Origin of the sequence: Kitasatospora sp. NPDC056327, from assembly GCF_042261735.1 — a bacterium.
Taxonomy (GTDB): Bacteria; Actinomycetota; Actinomycetes; order Streptomycetales; family Streptomycetaceae; genus Kitasatospora.
This window is the reverse complement of record NZ_JBHJRC010000038.1, coordinates 24,682-39,147: the sequence shown is the minus strand read 5'-3', so window position 1 is coordinate 39,147 and position 14,466 is coordinate 24,682. Positions and strand designations below refer to the sequence as shown.

Genomic DNA, 14,466 nt, shown 5'->3' with positions numbered 1-14,466 from the left:
CCCGCCACCACGTGGCGGGGGCCCGGCCGTCTCCGGAGCCGCCCGCCGCCGGGAAGGCGGCGGTGCGTGGGAGGTGCGTGGGACTCAGGAGGCGCATGGGACTCGCCGCACGCTCGCTCGGGTGAGTGAAAGGGGGCGCGGGTCGCCCCCCGCGAGCCCGGCCGCTGACACGGTGGAGCACGAACCACCCGAACGCGAGCCCATGGAAGCGCGGATGAACAGAACCCGAATCGGTGCCCGGACCCTCACCCCCCTGCTGCTGGCGGCCGCCCTGGCCGCGTCCGGCACCACCCCGGCGGCGGCCCGCACCCCGCTGCCGGACGCCACCGACGCCGCCTTCACCGAGGACTGCCTCCAGGCCCACAACCAGTACCGCGCCCGCCACGGCGCCCCGGCCCTGGTCACCGACCCCGCCGCCCAGGAGTACGCCCGGAGCCGCGCCGCCGTGGTCTCGGCCTCCGAGGGCCTCTCCGCCGGCCACGGCGGCCTCGACCCCGGCTACGGCGAGAACCAGTACTGGCACGGCTCCGACGGTCCCGCCAGGGCCACCTGCCGGCAGGCCGTCGACACCTGGTACGCCCAGGGCAGGGCCTACGACTTCACCCGGCCCGGCTACTCCCCCGGCACCGGCCTGTTCACCCAGGTCGTCTGGAGGTCCACCACCCGCCTCGGCTGCGCCCGGTCCCACGGCCGCGGCTCCGCCTGGTACGAGACGTACGTGATCTGCTCCTACGGGCCGCCCGGCAACGTCCTCTCCCAGTTCCCCGAGAACGTCCTCCCCCCGCGCCCCTGAGTCACGGGCGTCCCTGAGTCACGGGCACCCCGGACGCCGGGCCCGCCTGGCGAGCGCCCGCGCCCGGGGCGCCGCCCGGTCCCGGGTCAGGGCCGGCCGCCGAGGACGGCGGCCAGCAGACCCGGGAAGGCCGCGTCCGTCTCGCTCCGGCGCAGGGACATGATCCGGGCCTTGCCGTCCGCCCGGGTGTCGGTGAGGCCGGCCTCGCGCAGGATGCGCCAGTGGTTGGTCAGCGTGGAACGCGCGACGTCCAGACCCGCTGGGCTGCACGCGCACTCGCCGTCGGCGGCCATCCGGCGGACCAGCTCCAGCCGGACCGGGTCGCCCAGGGCGTGCAGGACCACGGACATCTCCATCGGGTGCACCCTTTCGCCGGTTCTCCTACGGCCCGTAGTATCCGGCTCGATTTCTCGTTTCGGGAATGTCGAAATGATCAAGGAGTCCGGCCATGCCCGTCGTCCGCACCTACACCCGCGTCTACGTCGACGACCTCGACACCGCCCTGCCCGCCTTCGTCGGCCTCACCGGCGAACAGCCCTCGCTGCGCTTCGCGTACCGCGGCCTGGAGCTCGCGGCGGTCGGCGGCCACCTGCTCCTCGCCGGCACCCCGGAGGCCCTCGCCCCCTACCGGGCCACCCACGCCACCGTGATCATCACCTCCCTGGACGAGGCCCTCGCCCTCCTCGCCGAGCACGGGGGCGAGATCCTCGACGGCCCCAACACCGTCCCCACCGGCCGCAACGTCACCGTCCGCCACCCCGGCGGCGCGATCGTCGAGTACGTCGAGCACCACGAGGAGGCCATCGCGCGACTGCCGTAGGGCGACGGCCGCAGAGCGCTGTCGGACCCGTCTGCGAGGGTGTCGCCATGACCACGGACACCCCCTCGCCCCTCCCGCCGCCGCTGCCGCCCGACGCGTTCTGGGCGCTGGTCGCGCAGGCCCGCGCCCGGACCACGGCGGCACGCACGTTCGCCGAGCAGCTGACCGAACTGCTCACCGGGCGGCCCCGGGACGAGATCGTCGCGTTCGAACTGCGGTTCAACCACCTGCACGGCGCGCTGTACCGGTGGGACGTGTGGGCCGCCGGGTACCTCGTCGGCGGCGGCTGCTCCGACGACTCGTTCATGGACTTCCGCGCCGGCGTGATCGCCCTCGGCCGCGACTGGTACGAGCGCGTCCTCGCTTCCCCCGACAGCCTCGCCGGGCACCCCTGGGCGCTCGGCGAGGATCCGGCGGAGCTGGAGGAGGTGTTCGACGAGGACACCAACTACACGGGGGCGATGGCGTTCGCGGCCACGTACGGCGAGGACGAGTGGCACCGGCTGTTCGACGCCGGACAGCACACCCTCCAGGAGGAACCCGACATGGGCGAGGACTTCGACTTCGACGACGACGCCGAGATGCACCGCCGCCTCCCCCGCCTGGCGGCGCTGTTCCTCTAGACGGAGGACTCCCGGAGCACCGGGTCGCGCAGCGGTCCGGGCGCCTGCTCCCGGTTCCCGGCGAGAAGGACGGCGGCAGCAGGACGACTCAGGAGGCCAACGGCTCGATCTCCCCCGCGAAGACGATGACCTGGTCGATGAGGTTCCGCCGGAGGTGGACGACGTCCGTTCCCGCCAGGCGGGGGCCTCCGTCCGGTGTGGTGAAGGCCCATTGGTACCGGGCCCACTCGTCGGGCATGTCCACCTCCGAGCAGCGCGCCATCGTGCCGGTCCCCGCCGGGTGGCGCCGGATGTCCAGCACGAACCGCTCGACCGCCGCGATTCCCTCGCTGCGACCCAGCGGCCCCCAGAAGACCACGTCCGAGGTGAGGGCCCGGGAGAGCAGGGCGGTCACATAGCTGTCGTCCGAGGCGTTGAACGCGGAGATGAACGTGTCGATCGCGGAGCGTGCCGTCTCTTCCTGCATGCCCCAGTCATACCAGCCGTTGCCCGTTCGAGGTCCACCGCCCGCGCCCGTCGAAGCCCCGGAACCCGTTCGCCGTCAGTCGCTTCACGTGCGTCTCGGAGGTCCCCGTCGGGCTTCCGTCAGGCCTTCAGTTCGAACCAGACCGTCTTGCCGACGAAGCCCGGGCCCCGGGGGTGTGCGCCCCAGGTGGTGGCGAGGGCGGCGACGAGGGCGAGGCCGCGGCCGGACTCGTCGTCGGGGCCGGCGTCGCGGGGGTCGGGCAGGCGGGGGTCGGCGTCGGAGACCTCGACGCGGAGGGTGGCGTCGTCGAGGACGGCGCAGGTGACGAGGATGTGGCGGTCGCGCGGGGCGTCGGTGTGCCGGCAGGCGTTGGTGGCGAGTTCGCTGAGGAGGAGCAGGGCGGTCTCGGCGGTCTCGTCCGGGAGGCTCCACTCGTAGGCCTGCCGGAGTAGTTCGACACGGGCGCGGCCGACGCTGCGGGGGTGACGGGGGAACGTCCACTCGACCATGGGGGTCCTTGGCGGGGAGGAGGGGGGCGTCACTCGGGGGAGCGGAGTTCGGCCATTTCACGTTCCAGGTAACGGGGTGGGGGCATAGCCTCGGGAGTTGCACCTGAGGTACACCGGTGAGGTGACTCGCCGTCCGACCGCACACGAGGGGGTCCGGGATGGGCGCGCCCGCGCAGCCGCCGATGGCTTGGAAGTACTGCGGCGACCAGATCAAGCGGTGGCGCGCGCACGCGGGTGTGACGAGGGAGGAGTTGAGCCGCGCGGCCAACTACGACATCGAGAGCGTGCGGTCGATGGAGGCGGGGCGGCGGAAGCCGTCGCTGAAGCTGCTGGAGACGGCGGACGAGCTGTGCGACGCGCGGGGCTTGCTGCTGGGGGCGAAGGACTACCTGATCTCCGAAAAGTTCTCGTCCTACTCACGCGGATACACGCAGGCCGAGAGTGAGGCCATCGCATTTCACGCCTACTCGACGTTGCTCGTTCCGGGATTGCTGCAGACCGAGGAGTACGCCCGGGAAACCATCAGCAACTCGTACCCCCCGCTCGACGACGAAGCCGTCGAGGCACGTGTCTCCGGGCGACTCCAGAGGCAGGACCGGCTGAGACGGACCCCGACGGTGTTCCACGGCTTCGTCATCCATGAGGCCGCGCTGCGAACGATCGTGGGTGACAGAGACGTCATGAAGCGCCAGCTCACCCAGATCCTCGACGTCGGCAGACTGCGCAACGTCTCCATCCAGGTACTGCCGCTGAATCGCACCGCTTCCAACGCCCTCGACGGCCCCGTGATCCTCCTGGAGACACCCGATCACCAGCAGCTCGCCTACGTCGAAGGCCAGAACACGGGCGTCCTCTACGCCGACGCCGAACGAGTGAACGTCCTTGCACAACGCCATGGCATGATCCGCATGCAGGCCCTCAGCATTGAGGAGTCCGAGACGTTCATCGGGAAGATGGCGGAGGAGCTATGAACAGCGACCCCGAGTGGTTCAAGTCCAGCTACAGCACCAGTGACGGCGGGGAGTGCGTCGAAGTGGCCGCCTCCGCTTCCTCCGTCCTCGTCCGCGACTCCAAGGACAAGGCCGGCCCCCGGCTCTCCTTCTCCCCCTCCGCCTGGGCGGACTTCGTCGCCTTCGCCTCCGAAGCTCAGGCGTCGGAAGGCGAGTGACCCCTGTGGGAATGGGTGGGAAACACCCCCACCCTCCCACCCAAGTGGTCTTCCAGCCAGCAGATATGACTTATCGTCACCGCTCGCCACGGCGCGTCGTGACCATGTAGCGTGCGGCTCAGACGAAACAACCCCCGCCGGTGCTGGAACACCGAACGGGGGCCTGACCCTCACGATCGAGAGAAGTCGATCCTGTGGCTATCCACGACCTTAGCGCCATCACCCTCCCTCCCGGCCCGGAACTCGCCCCGCCGGGCTACGGAAAGCGCTGCGCCCCCGGCGAACTCGCGCGAGCGGCACGTGACTTCGCACACCTGCCCGTTCGCGAGGCGTTCCTCGCCAACCTGATCGACCGCTTCCCCGAGGGGGCCGCGATGGACGTGAAGTCCCTCGCCGCGTTCAACCCGCTCTACGGGCAGCAGGCCGTCCGCACGGCGCTCAACAACCTCTCCGCGGCCGGCCACCTGCGCCGGGTGCGCGAGCGGGTCGGCGCCGACCGCAGCCAGTGGGTGTTCCGGACGTACTTCTCCCGCACTCCGCGCGGCGACGCCTGGTGGAACCACTTCATCGCCACCGGCGAGGCTCCGCCGGACGCGCCGCCCGCCGCGCGTCCGCGGGAGGAGTCAACCGACGTCCAGCCCCCTCCTCCGGAAGAGACCCCCGCCTACCGCGCGCTGGCCGACCTCGGGGTCGCCGACCGCCGCCTGGCCCTCTCCGCCGCCGACTGCGCGGCCCTCGAACCGCTGGCCGCCGAGTGGCTGGCCAGGGGTGCCGACGGGGAGCTCTTCCGGTCGGCGATGACCGGCGGTCTGCCGCCGGAGATCCACAGCCCGGCCGGATTCACCCGCAGGCGGCTGCTCGACAGACTCCCGCCGGTCCGCCCGGGACGGTCGGACCGACCCGGCCGACCGGGGCAGCCGGGACAGCCGCCCGCCGTCCCGCCGGTGACCCGCCTCGCCGAGTGCACCGACTGCCGCGTCCCGGCACGCCCGCCGGCCCTGCTCGGCGGCCTCTGCCGGGCCTGCCGAGCGGGCGGCCGGTCGATCTCCCCGCCGCCGCCCGCACGGCTGGCCCCGATGGCCGTCCACCGGCACGCGACTCTCGCCAGAGCGGCCCTGTGCGCAGGCCCCAATAGTCCCGATCGTGAATAATCTCAGGCGACGACGTGAACCTATGCAAATTCCCAAGGTGAACTAAGTTACAAACCTTGAAATCGAAGCCATCTGGTTTGCCCACATGCTGAGATCCGTGCGATAGTCGAAGTGTCCAAGGGCGGACGCCGGCAGCTGGCGCGCGCCCCTGGGCGACGATGACCTCGGCCCGCCCGACCTGGCACGGCCGACGCCCATCGCGCGGCACGCACCCCCTTGGCCGGCGCGATGACCTGCAGGGGCCCCCAGCAGCCGGACCACGGCGCACCGGGGGCCCCGCGTGTTTTCCGGACCCGCCCTCCCGGACGTTTTTCCGGCGGCGCACTCCCGGGCGTGTCCCCTCGCCCGGGGACGGCGAAAACGCCGGGAGCGCCGGTCACCCGGGCTCCCGGCGGCGCTCAGACCCGCTCGCGGACCTTCAGCTCGAACCAGACGCCCTTGCCGCGCGGCAGCAGGTCCGCACCCCAGCGGTCCGCCAGATCGTCGACCACCTGCAACCCGCGGCCGCGCTCGGTGACCGGCAGCGGCTCCGCCAGGATCAGACACGGCAGGGCCCGCGAGGAGTCCCGCACCTCCACCCGGACCCAGCCCGGCTTGCGCGTCACCTGGAGTCCGACCGTCCGCCCGGCCGCGTGCCGCACCGCGTTGGCGACGAGCTCGCTGGTGAGTAACTCCCCGACCTCCAGGTGCTGGTGCAGTTCCCAGGTCTCCAGAACCGCGAGCACCAGCCGGCGCGCCACCGGGCAGCTCTCCGGCCGGGACGGCAACCGCACCTCGCCGGGTGCCGTCCGGTCGCACAGTCTGCCGACGTACATCTGCTCCAGCTCGCCCGAGCTGAGCCGTTCCAGGGCCGCCAGGGCATCCTGGAACGGGGTCCACGACGCGTCAGCTACCAAGCTGGATCCCGGAACTGATGACTGATCTGTTTCGCCCCAACCCGCCATGCGACCCATCATTGCGGAACGCAAGCGGCCGCGTACGGACAATGAGCAAACGATCACCACTCTTTCGGCATATGCCGCAAGCAACCCGAACCCGCGTTCGCCGAACCCCCGTTCGTCCGGACCGGTGTCCGGACAGCCGCCCGGACCGGCCTCGGGAAGGGCTTCCGGAGAGGCGTTCGGGGAGGCGTCCGCAGTGGTGTCCGCGGTGGTGTCCGCGGTGGGCGCCCGGGTCCGCGCGGGGCCGGACGCCCGGCGCCTCCTACCAGGCGCTCCAGTCGAGGTTCCAGCCGCTGAGCCCGTTGTCCGGCGCGACCTGCCCGCGCGAGGAGTTCTGCACCGCGACGATGTCCCCGATGAGCGAGTCGTCGTAGAACCTGCCCGCCGAGGTGCCCGCGGCGCCGCCCTCGACGTCCTTCAGGCCCACGCAGCCGTGGCTGACGTTCTCCTTGCCGAAGGCGTTGCTCCAGTAGTTGCCGTGCACGTAGGTGCCGGAGGTGGTCAGCCGCATGGAGTGCGGGGCCTGGAGGTCGTACGGCTTGCCGGTCATGCCGGGCAGGGTGCTGGACTGCATCCGCACCACGCCCTCCTTGGACATCACGACCATGGTGCCGTTCCAGGTCGGGAACTCGGACGAGCCGGAGGTGATGTCCACGACCGAGCTGACGCCGTCCTTGACCACCGTCATCCGGTGCGTCTTCGCGTCAACCGTCGAGATCTGGGATCGCCCGATAGTGAAGGGCTCGTCCCGGTCCACTCCCCCGTACACGCCCGGCGAGAGCTCCACGCTCTTCAGCCGGTACTGGACGGTGACCTGCGTCCCCGGGTTCCAGTGCTTCTCGGGGCGGAAGTCCAGCCGGCGGTTCCCGAACCAGTGGCCCCTGACCACCGTGCCGTCGCTGGTCTTGAAGGTGATGCCCTTCGCCACCGCCTCCTTGTTCTTCACGTCCTTGTCGAAGTTGACCGAGACGATCATGCCGACGCCGTAGGTGGCGCCGTTGTCGACGTTGTCGGAGGCCTTCGCCTCCCGCTCCGGCGTCAGCGTGGTGAAGCTGCTCTCGGCCGAGGCGACCACCCCGCCGGCGTCCGCCGCCAGCGCGCTCACCTGGTAGGCCGTGCCGACCGCCAGCGGGCCGGCCGGGACCCAGCTCGCCCCGTCGGCGGCGATCGTGCCGGCCACCTCCTTGCCCACCCGGTCGTTCACCTTGACGCTGGTGAGCCGGCCCCCGGAGACGGCCACCTTGAGCGTGCCGTCCGGGGCGACGTCCACCGCGCCGGCCTTCGGCTGTATGTCCACCACGGCCTGCGAGACCTTCGGCGCGGCGCTCGTGGCGGGCGCGCCCGCCGCCGTGCCCGGGGCCGTCCCGGACGCCGCCGGTGCCGTGCCCGCCGCCGACGGGGCCCCCGCGGTCCCGCCCGCCGCCGGCCCGGCCCCGGCCGCGTTCCCGGCCCCGCCGCCCCCGCCACAGGCGGTGACCAGTACCAGTGCTCCCCCGGCCAGACCGGCGGCCGCCATCCTGCGTATCGACTTCACGGTCGACTCCTCCCTCGTACTCGCACGACCAGTACACGCAGCACCCGCCGGAAAGGTTGCGCCGTTCGGGGAGTCCTTCGGAAAGGCGTTCGGGAGGGCCTCCGGGAGGGTCCCCGGGGCGCCCGGCCGGGAGCCGATCACGCCCGGCACGACGGCCGGCCCGGCCCCCGCGTGCGGGGACCGGGCCGGTGGGTTCCGTCCGTGCCGGGCGGCCGCGGGACGCGGCGCCGGGCCTGCTACCAGTTGGCCCAGCCGATGTTCCAGCCGCTCAGACCGTTGTCGGGGGAGACGGTCTTCTCCTTGGAGTTCTTCACGACCACGACGTCGCCGATGATCGAGTCGTTGAAGAACTTGCCGGCCACCGAGTTGTCGCTGCCGCCCTTCTCGTCCTGCATCGAGATGCAGCCGTGGCTGGCGTTGCTCTTGCCGAACGGGTTGGCCCAGTAGTTGCCGTGCACGAAGGTGCCGGAGGTGGTCAGCCGCATCGCGTGCGGGACGTCCGGGATGTCGTACTCGCCGCCGAGACCGACGGTCTGCGAGTTCATCCGGGTGACCTTCTCCTTGGACATCACCACCATGGTGCCGTTCCAGGAGGGGTTCTTCTCGTCACCGAGGGTGACCGGCACGGTGTGGCTGGCGCCGTCCCTGGTCACCGTCATCTGGTGGCTCGCCGAGTCGGCCACGGAGACCTGGGAGCGGCCGATGGTGAACGGCTCGTTCTTCTCCACGTCGCCGTAGACGCCCGGGGCGACCTCGACGTTCTTCAGCCGGTACTTGATGGTGACCTTGGTGCCGGGCTCCCAGTACTTCTCGGGCCGGAAGTCCAGGCGCTTCGAGCCGAACCAGTGGCCCTTCACGGTGGTGCCGTTGTTGGTCTCGAAGGTGATGCCGGCCAGGACGGCGTCCTTGTTCTTGATCTCCTTGTTGAAGACCACCGAGACGATCATGCCGACGCCGTAGGTGGCGTTGTCGGCGATGTTGTCGTTGGTGGAGACCTTCTTCTCGGGGGTCAGCGTGGTGAACGAGGTGGTGGACGCGGCCACCAGGCCCTCGGCGTCGGCGGCCTGGGCGTTCACCTTGTACGCCATGCCGACCGCCAGCGGGGCGCTGGGCTTCCAGCCGCTGCCGTCCGCGGCGATGGCGCCCGCGACCGGCTTGCCCTCCTTGTCGGTCACCTCGACCGCGGTGAGCTTGCCGTTGGCGACGTTGACCTTGAGCGCGCCGTCCGGGGCGACGTCCTGGGCCCCGTCCTTCGGCTCCACGGTCACCACGGCGGCCGAGGTCTTCGGCGCGGCCGAGGTCTGGCCCGCGGCCGGCGAACCGCCGTTGCCCGCGTCGCCGGCGCCGTTGGCGCCCGCCGTGGCGGCCGCCTCCCCGCCCGACTTCTTGTCGTCGTCCCCGCCGCTGTTGCACGCCGCGGTGAGCAGCAGTACGCCACCCATCGCCAACGCCACCGCACTGCGACGCAGACGGCGGCTGGTGACGGTGGTGTGTATCGCGGCGTCGGCCGCCCTTACCGGCTTCACGGTCTCTCCCCTCCCGGTGTCCATCCAGATGGACGCGCTGTCGCCCGGACGGGTTGCACCGGAGCGGCGATCTTTCGCACCGGGCACCGGCGCGGCAAGCAGGATAGCTGGGCCGATCGGGTGAACCCCGGGGAGGTGGCCGGTGAACGGGGGTGAAGATCATCCGCCCGCGGGCGTCAGGGGGTGGCTCCGGGAACGGCCCCGGGGGAGGCGGTCGTGGCGGCGCCCGGGGAGGTACCCGCCGACGGGCCCGCGGGCAGTCCCGCCGCCGGGCCGGGGGAGGCGGCGGGGGTCGGGGAACCGCTCGGGGCGGGACCGGGGGCGGTGTTCGGGACGGGGTTCGGGGCGGGGTTCGCCGACGGCCCGGCGCCCGGGGCGTCGGACGGGCTCGCGGAGGAGCGCAGGGCGCTCCCGGCCACCCACTGGGCCCACGGGAGGTTCCAGCCGTTCAGACCGTTGCTCGGCGGCACCACGTCCCCCGTCGAGGCCTTCACCTCCAGCACGTCCCCCGGGATCGTGTGCTCGAACAGCCAGCCCGCCGGGGTCTCGGCGTTCGTCCCGCCCTTGACGTCGGCCAGGCCGATGCAGCCGTGGCTGGTGTTCGCGGTGCCGAACACCGACGCGCCGGCCCAGTAGTTGCCGTGCACGAAGGTGCCGGAGTTGGTCAGCCGCATCGCGTGCGGGACGTCCTTGATGTCGTACTCGTCGCCCATCCCGACGGTCTGCGAGTTCATCCGGGTGACCTTGTACTTCTCGGACACCACCAGCACGCCCCGGTACGTGGTGTGCCTGGCGTCCCCTCCGGACACCTTGAGCGTGCGCAGCACCTTGCCGCCCTGGCCGGCCCGCACGGTGAGGGTGTGGGCGTCCAGGTCCACGGTGGACACCTGGGCCCGGCCGACGGTGAACCGGACGTCCTTGGCCTGGGTGCCGAACTCGCCCGGCGCGCCCTGCACGTCCTTGAGCCGCAGCGCGACCGAGACCCTGGTGCCCGGCGCCCAGTACGCCCGGGGGCGGAAGTCCAGGCGCTGGCCGCCGAACCAGTGCGCGGCGATCTCCACCGGCGGGTCGGCGGTCACCGCGATCGCCCGCTCCACCGCGGCCCGGTCGGTGATCGGGCGGCTGAACCGGAGTGAGACCGGCATGCCGACGCCGACCGTGGAGCCGTCCTCGGGGGTGAAGAAGGCGACGAAGGTGTGCGCCGGGGCCATCGTCGAGAAGTCGCTGTGCTGGACGGCGCGCCGGCCCTGGTCGTCCTCGGCCACCGCGTCCAGGGTGAACCTGGTGGCCAGCGGCAGCGGGCCGTCCGGCGTCCAGCCGGTGCCGTCCGCGGAGAGCGAGCCGGGGACCTCGCCGCCCCGGGTGTCGGCGAGCCGGACGGAGACCAGCCGGCCCTGGGCGACGTTCACCCGCACCGGGCCCTCGGGCGGGAGGTTCTGGGCGTCGTCGGCGGGGAGCGCGGTGATCGACGCCCTGGACGGCGGCGGCGGCCCCTCCGGGCCGGCCGACGGGGCCGCGCCGTCGTTCGAGATCCCCGCCGTACCCGCGGTGCCGGAGCACCCGGCCAGTACCGCCAGGCAGCAGAGCGACGCCGCCAGCCGCCGTAGCCACATACGTCCTCGGGGCCGCATTTCCGGGGCCTCCCACCGTGTCCGTCCGATACCCCCACAACGAGACCGCCCCCGCCCGGACACGCCGACACGCCGAAACCCCCACCCCCACGGCCCAGCACCGATCCCACCCCCGGATTTTTTATGTAGACCGGTCCACATATTTGACCTCCCTCGCCCTCCCGCCGTCCCCTGCTCCCGCGCAGGAAGTCGGCGGGGTCGACTTCCTGCGCAGAACTCCCCCTCCGCCGGACCGAGAATCTGTAGACCGGTCTGCATATTTGGCCTCCCCTCCCCTTCCTGCCCTCCGCGCCCCCACCCTCCCCACCTGCCGCACGGGAAGTCGGCCCAGCCGACTTCCCGTGCAGGCCTCCCCTCGGCCAGCACTCCTGCACAGGAAGTCGGACCGGCCGACTTCCTGTGCAGGCCTCCCCTTCGCCGGACCAAGAATCTGTAGACCGGTCTGCATATTCCACGCGCACTCCACGCGCACTCCACGCGCGGGAAGTCGGGCCCGCCGACTTCCTGCGCCACACCCCATTTCCGGGGCGGCCCACTCTGTAGACCGGTCTGCATATTTCTGGGGGGAGCTGCACAGGAAGTCGGCCGGTCCGACTTCCTGTGCAGCTGATCCCGCCCGCCTATGTAGACCGGTCTGCATATTCGTGCGGCGGGCACGGGGCGGCCGGATGGTGGGACCGGGGCGCGCCCGGGCGCCATCTGCCGGTAAGACCGCGTTCAGCCGCTTCCGTCCGGCGCGATCAGGGAATGAGACACCGCAAGGGGTCCGGGACACCCCGCCAGGGAGGGCAGCGCCATGGCGTCAGGGCAGGATTCGGCAACCGCCGTGCGTGCGCACGCCACCGGAGCCGCCACCGGCCACCTCTCCGACGGCCGGCCCGCCGACGGCCACCCCGCCGGGGCGGTGCCGTGGCCGGGCAGCCGGCAGCCGCTCGGCGCCCGCTTCCACCCCGGTCCGGACGGCCGCCCCGGCACCAACTTCGCGCTCCGGGCCGCCGGCGCGGAGGCCGTCGACCTCTGTCTCTTCGACGAGGACGGCCACGAGACCCGGCTGCGCCTCACCGAACAGGACGGCGACACCTGGCACGGCTTCGTCCCCGGCATCCTCCCCGGCACCCGCTACGGCTACCGCGTGCACGGCCGCTGGGACCCGTGGACCGGCGCCCGCTGGAACCCGGCCAAACTGCTGCTCGACCCCTACGCCCGCGCGATCGACGGCACCTACACCTCCCACGACGCCGCCTGCGCCGCCGTCCGCGGCTGGCCCGAGGCCGAGGTCGCCGACACCGTCCGCGACAACCGCGACTCCGCCCCCTACGTCCCCCGCTCCGTCGTCGTCCGCGACGAGCACGGAACCGGCGGCGAGCACGGAACCGGCGACGAGCACGGAACCGGCGGCGAGGACGGAACCGGCGACGGCGCACCGGAGCACGCCGGCCGGGCGGACGACCACCGCCCCCGCACGCCCTGGTCCGAGACCGTCCTCTACGAACTGCACGTCCGCGGCTTCACCCTCCGCCACCCCGACGTCCCGCCCGCCCTGCGCGGCACCTACGCCGGGCTGGCCCACCCCGCCGCCGTCGCGCACCTCACCGCACTGGGCGTCACCGCGGTCGAACTCCTCCCCGTCCACCAGCACGTCAGCGAGGACCACCTCCAGTCCCGCGGCCTGGTCAACTACTGGGGCTACAACACCGTCGGCTACTTCGCCCCGCACGCCGGCTACTCCTCGTCCGGCTCGCGCGGCGGCCAGGTCGACGAGTTCAGGCGGATGGTCCGCGCACTGCACGCCGCCGGCATCGAGGTGATCCTCGACGTCGTCTACAACCACACCGCCGAGGGCGCCGAGCTGGGCCCCTCGCTGTCCCTGCGAGGCATCGACAACGCCGGCCACTACCGGCTGCCGCCGCACCGCCCGCGCGGCTACGCCGACTACACCGGCTGCGGCAACACCCTGGACACCCGCCGCCCGCAGGTCATCCGGCTGATCACCGACTCGCTGCGGTACTGGGTGCGCGAGATGGGCGTGGACGGCTTCCGCTTCGACCTCGCCGCCGCCCTCGCCCGCGGCGGCGGCACCGGCGGCGGCGACCACGGCGGCGACGCCGTCACCATGGACCACCCGCTGCTCACCGCCATCGCCCAGGACCCGCTGCTCAGCCGGGTGAAGCTGATCGCCGAGCCCTGGGACGTCGGCCCGGGCGGCTACCAGGTGGGCGGGTTCCCGCCACCCTGGGCCGAGTGGAACGACCACTACCGCGACACCGTGCGCGACTTCTGGCGCGGCGCCAGCCCCGACGTCCGGGAGCTCGGCTACCGCCTCTCCGGCTCCTCCGACCTCTTCCAGCACGCCGGGCGCCGCCCGTACGCGTCCGTCAACTTCGTGACCGCGCACGACGGCTTCACCCTGCGCGACCTCGTCTCCCACGACCGCAAGCACAACGAGGCCAACGGCGAGGCCAACCGGGACGGCACCGACGACAACCGCTCCTGGAACCACGGCGCCGAGGGCGAGACCGACGACCCCGCCGTCACCGCCCTGCGCCGGCGCCAGCTGCGCAACCTCACCGCCACCCTGCTGCTCTCCACGGGCGTCCCGATGATCACCGCCGGGGACGAGTTCGGCCGCACCCAGGGCGGCAACAACAACGCCTACTGCCAGGACAACGAGGTCAGCTGGCTGGACTGGTCGCTGCTCGACGACCCGGCCTGGCGCGGCCTGTCCGCGTTCACCGCCCGGCTCGTCCGGCTCCGCCGCCACCACCCGGTGCTCCGGCGGCGGGCGTTCTTCTCCGGCCGGGCCACAACCCCGGGCGGCGGCCCCGACCTGGCCTGGTTCACCCCGGACGGCCGCGAGATGACCGAGGCCGACTGGTTCGCGCCGACCGCCGCGCTCGGCATGCTGCTCTCCGGCACCGCGATGTCGGAACGGGACGCGTGCGGCCGCCCGCTGCTCGACGACAGCTTCCTGCTGCTGCTCAACGCCGGTCCGCAGCCGCTGCCCTTCACCCTGCCCGGCACCCCCTGGACGGCCGGGGGCGCCCGCTACGAGACGGTCGTCGACACCTCCGCCGAGGACGACACCGCCGCCGACGACGCCGACGCTGCCGACGCGGGCGCGGGCGACGGCGGGCAGCACCCGCCGCACCACACGGTGCTGCTCGCCGGGCGCTCGCTGCAACTGCTACGGGTGCCCGCCTGACCGGGCCGCTCCCCGCCCGGGCCGCCCCGCACACCGCGCGCCGCCCCGGACCTCCCCCACCCCGGGCCGCCCCGCACCCCCGCAGACCCCCGCACCGCCCCC

The 14,466-nt window shown here is 72.6% G+C and carries 14 protein-coding genes; 7 read left to right on the top strand and 7 right to left on the bottom strand.

Going from position 1 to position 14,466, the window contains the following annotated elements; all coding sequences use genetic code 11:
• Positions 1-214 precede the first annotated feature (214 nt).
• Complete coding sequence (locus ACFCX4_RS08565; protein ID WP_376139882.1) at positions 215-793, top strand: CAP family protein; 579 nt, start codon at positions 215-217, stop codon at positions 791-793.
• Positions 794-879: 86 nt separating this feature from the next.
• Here ACFCX4_RS08565 and ACFCX4_RS08560 read toward each other — a convergent pair whose 3' ends face one another.
• On the bottom strand, positions 880-1,149 hold the full coding sequence (locus tag ACFCX4_RS08560) for an ArsR/SmtB family transcription factor (protein WP_376139881.1): 270 nt from the start codon (positions 1,147-1,149) through the stop codon (positions 880-882).
• Positions 1,150-1,241: 92 nt separating this feature from the next.
• Here ACFCX4_RS08560 and ACFCX4_RS08555 point away from each other — a divergent pair, with 92 nt between their 5' ends.
• Together ACFCX4_RS08555 and ACFCX4_RS08550 are read left to right on the top strand one after the other, a co-directional pair.
• Positions 1,242-1,613, top strand: coding sequence for a VOC family protein (locus tag ACFCX4_RS08555; protein WP_376139880.1), 372 nt, complete (start codon positions 1,242-1,244; stop codon positions 1,611-1,613).
• A gap of 47 nt (positions 1,614-1,660) precedes the next feature.
• Positions 1,661-2,236 carry a DUF4240 domain-containing protein gene (locus tag ACFCX4_RS08550; RefSeq protein ID WP_376139879.1) on the top strand — a complete coding sequence of 192 codons (576 nt, stop codon included), beginning with the start codon at positions 1,661-1,663 and terminating at the stop codon, positions 2,234-2,236.
• A gap of 88 nt (positions 2,237-2,324) precedes the next feature.
• On the opposite strand, the gene ACFCX4_RS08545 is transcribed toward ACFCX4_RS08550, so the two are convergent.
• Together ACFCX4_RS08545 and ACFCX4_RS08540 are read right to left on the bottom strand one after the other, a co-directional pair.
• Positions 2,325-2,702 carry a nuclear transport factor 2 family protein gene (locus ACFCX4_RS08545; protein ID WP_376139878.1) on the bottom strand — a complete coding sequence of 126 codons (378 nt, stop codon included), beginning with the start codon at positions 2,700-2,702 and terminating at the stop codon, positions 2,325-2,327.
• A 119-nt stretch (positions 2,703-2,821) separates the two neighbouring features.
• Positions 2,822-3,211, bottom strand: coding sequence for an ATP-binding protein (locus tag ACFCX4_RS08540; protein ID WP_376139877.1), 390 nt, complete (start codon positions 3,209-3,211; stop codon positions 2,822-2,824).
• Between the two features lie 158 nt (positions 3,212-3,369).
• Between ACFCX4_RS08540 and ACFCX4_RS08535 the strand changes: the two genes are divergently transcribed.
• The 3 genes from ACFCX4_RS08535 to ACFCX4_RS08525 all read left to right on the top strand — a co-directional run bounded on the left by ACFCX4_RS08535 (position 3,370) and on the right by ACFCX4_RS08525 (position 5,530).
• A complete protein-coding gene (locus ACFCX4_RS08535; RefSeq protein ID WP_376139876.1) occupies positions 3,370-4,182 on the top strand; it encodes a helix-turn-helix domain-containing protein in 813 nt (270 codons plus the stop codon).
• On the top strand, positions 4,179-4,379 hold the full coding sequence (locus ACFCX4_RS08530; RefSeq protein ID WP_376139875.1) for a DUF397 domain-containing protein: 201 nt from the start codon (positions 4,179-4,181) through the stop codon (positions 4,377-4,379). Before ACFCX4_RS08535 ends, ACFCX4_RS08530 begins: the two co-directional genes overlap by 4 nt.
• 194 nt (positions 4,380-4,573) lie before the next feature.
• The gene (locus ACFCX4_RS08525; protein ID WP_376139874.1) at positions 4,574-5,530 is read left to right on the top strand and encodes a hypothetical protein; all 957 of its coding nucleotides are present in this window, start codon (positions 4,574-4,576) and stop codon (positions 5,528-5,530) included.
• A gap of 398 nt (positions 5,531-5,928) precedes the next feature.
• Here the strand turns inward: ACFCX4_RS08525 and ACFCX4_RS08520 are convergent, their stop codons facing one another.
• From ACFCX4_RS08520 to ACFCX4_RS08505, 4 genes are all read right to left on the bottom strand, one after another.
• The gene (locus tag ACFCX4_RS08520; RefSeq protein ID WP_376139873.1) at positions 5,929-6,426 is read right to left on the bottom strand and encodes an ATP-binding protein; all 498 of its coding nucleotides are present in this window, start codon (positions 6,424-6,426) and stop codon (positions 5,929-5,931) included.
• Between the two features lie 307 nt (positions 6,427-6,733).
• Entirely contained in the window at positions 6,734-8,005 is a 1,272-nt protein-coding gene (locus ACFCX4_RS08515; RefSeq protein WP_376139872.1) for an Ig-like domain-containing protein, read from the bottom strand.
• A gap of 236 nt (positions 8,006-8,241) precedes the next feature.
• Positions 8,242-9,531: an Ig-like domain-containing protein gene (locus ACFCX4_RS08510; protein WP_376139871.1), complete on the bottom strand. Its 1,290-nt coding sequence runs from the start codon at positions 9,529-9,531 to the stop codon at positions 8,242-8,244.
• 176 nt (positions 9,532-9,707) lie between these two features.
• Positions 9,708-11,144 (bottom strand): Ig-like domain-containing protein, encoded by a 1,437-nt coding sequence (locus tag ACFCX4_RS08505; protein WP_376139870.1) that lies wholly within the window; start codon positions 11,142-11,144, stop codon positions 9,708-9,710.
• 814 nt (positions 11,145-11,958) lie between these two features.
• Here ACFCX4_RS08505 and glgX point away from each other — a divergent pair.
• Entirely contained in the window at positions 11,959-14,364 is a 2,406-nt protein-coding gene (glgX, locus tag ACFCX4_RS08500; RefSeq protein WP_376139869.1) for a glycogen debranching protein GlgX, read from the top strand.
• The last annotated feature ends 102 nt before the right edge of the window (positions 14,365-14,466 follow it).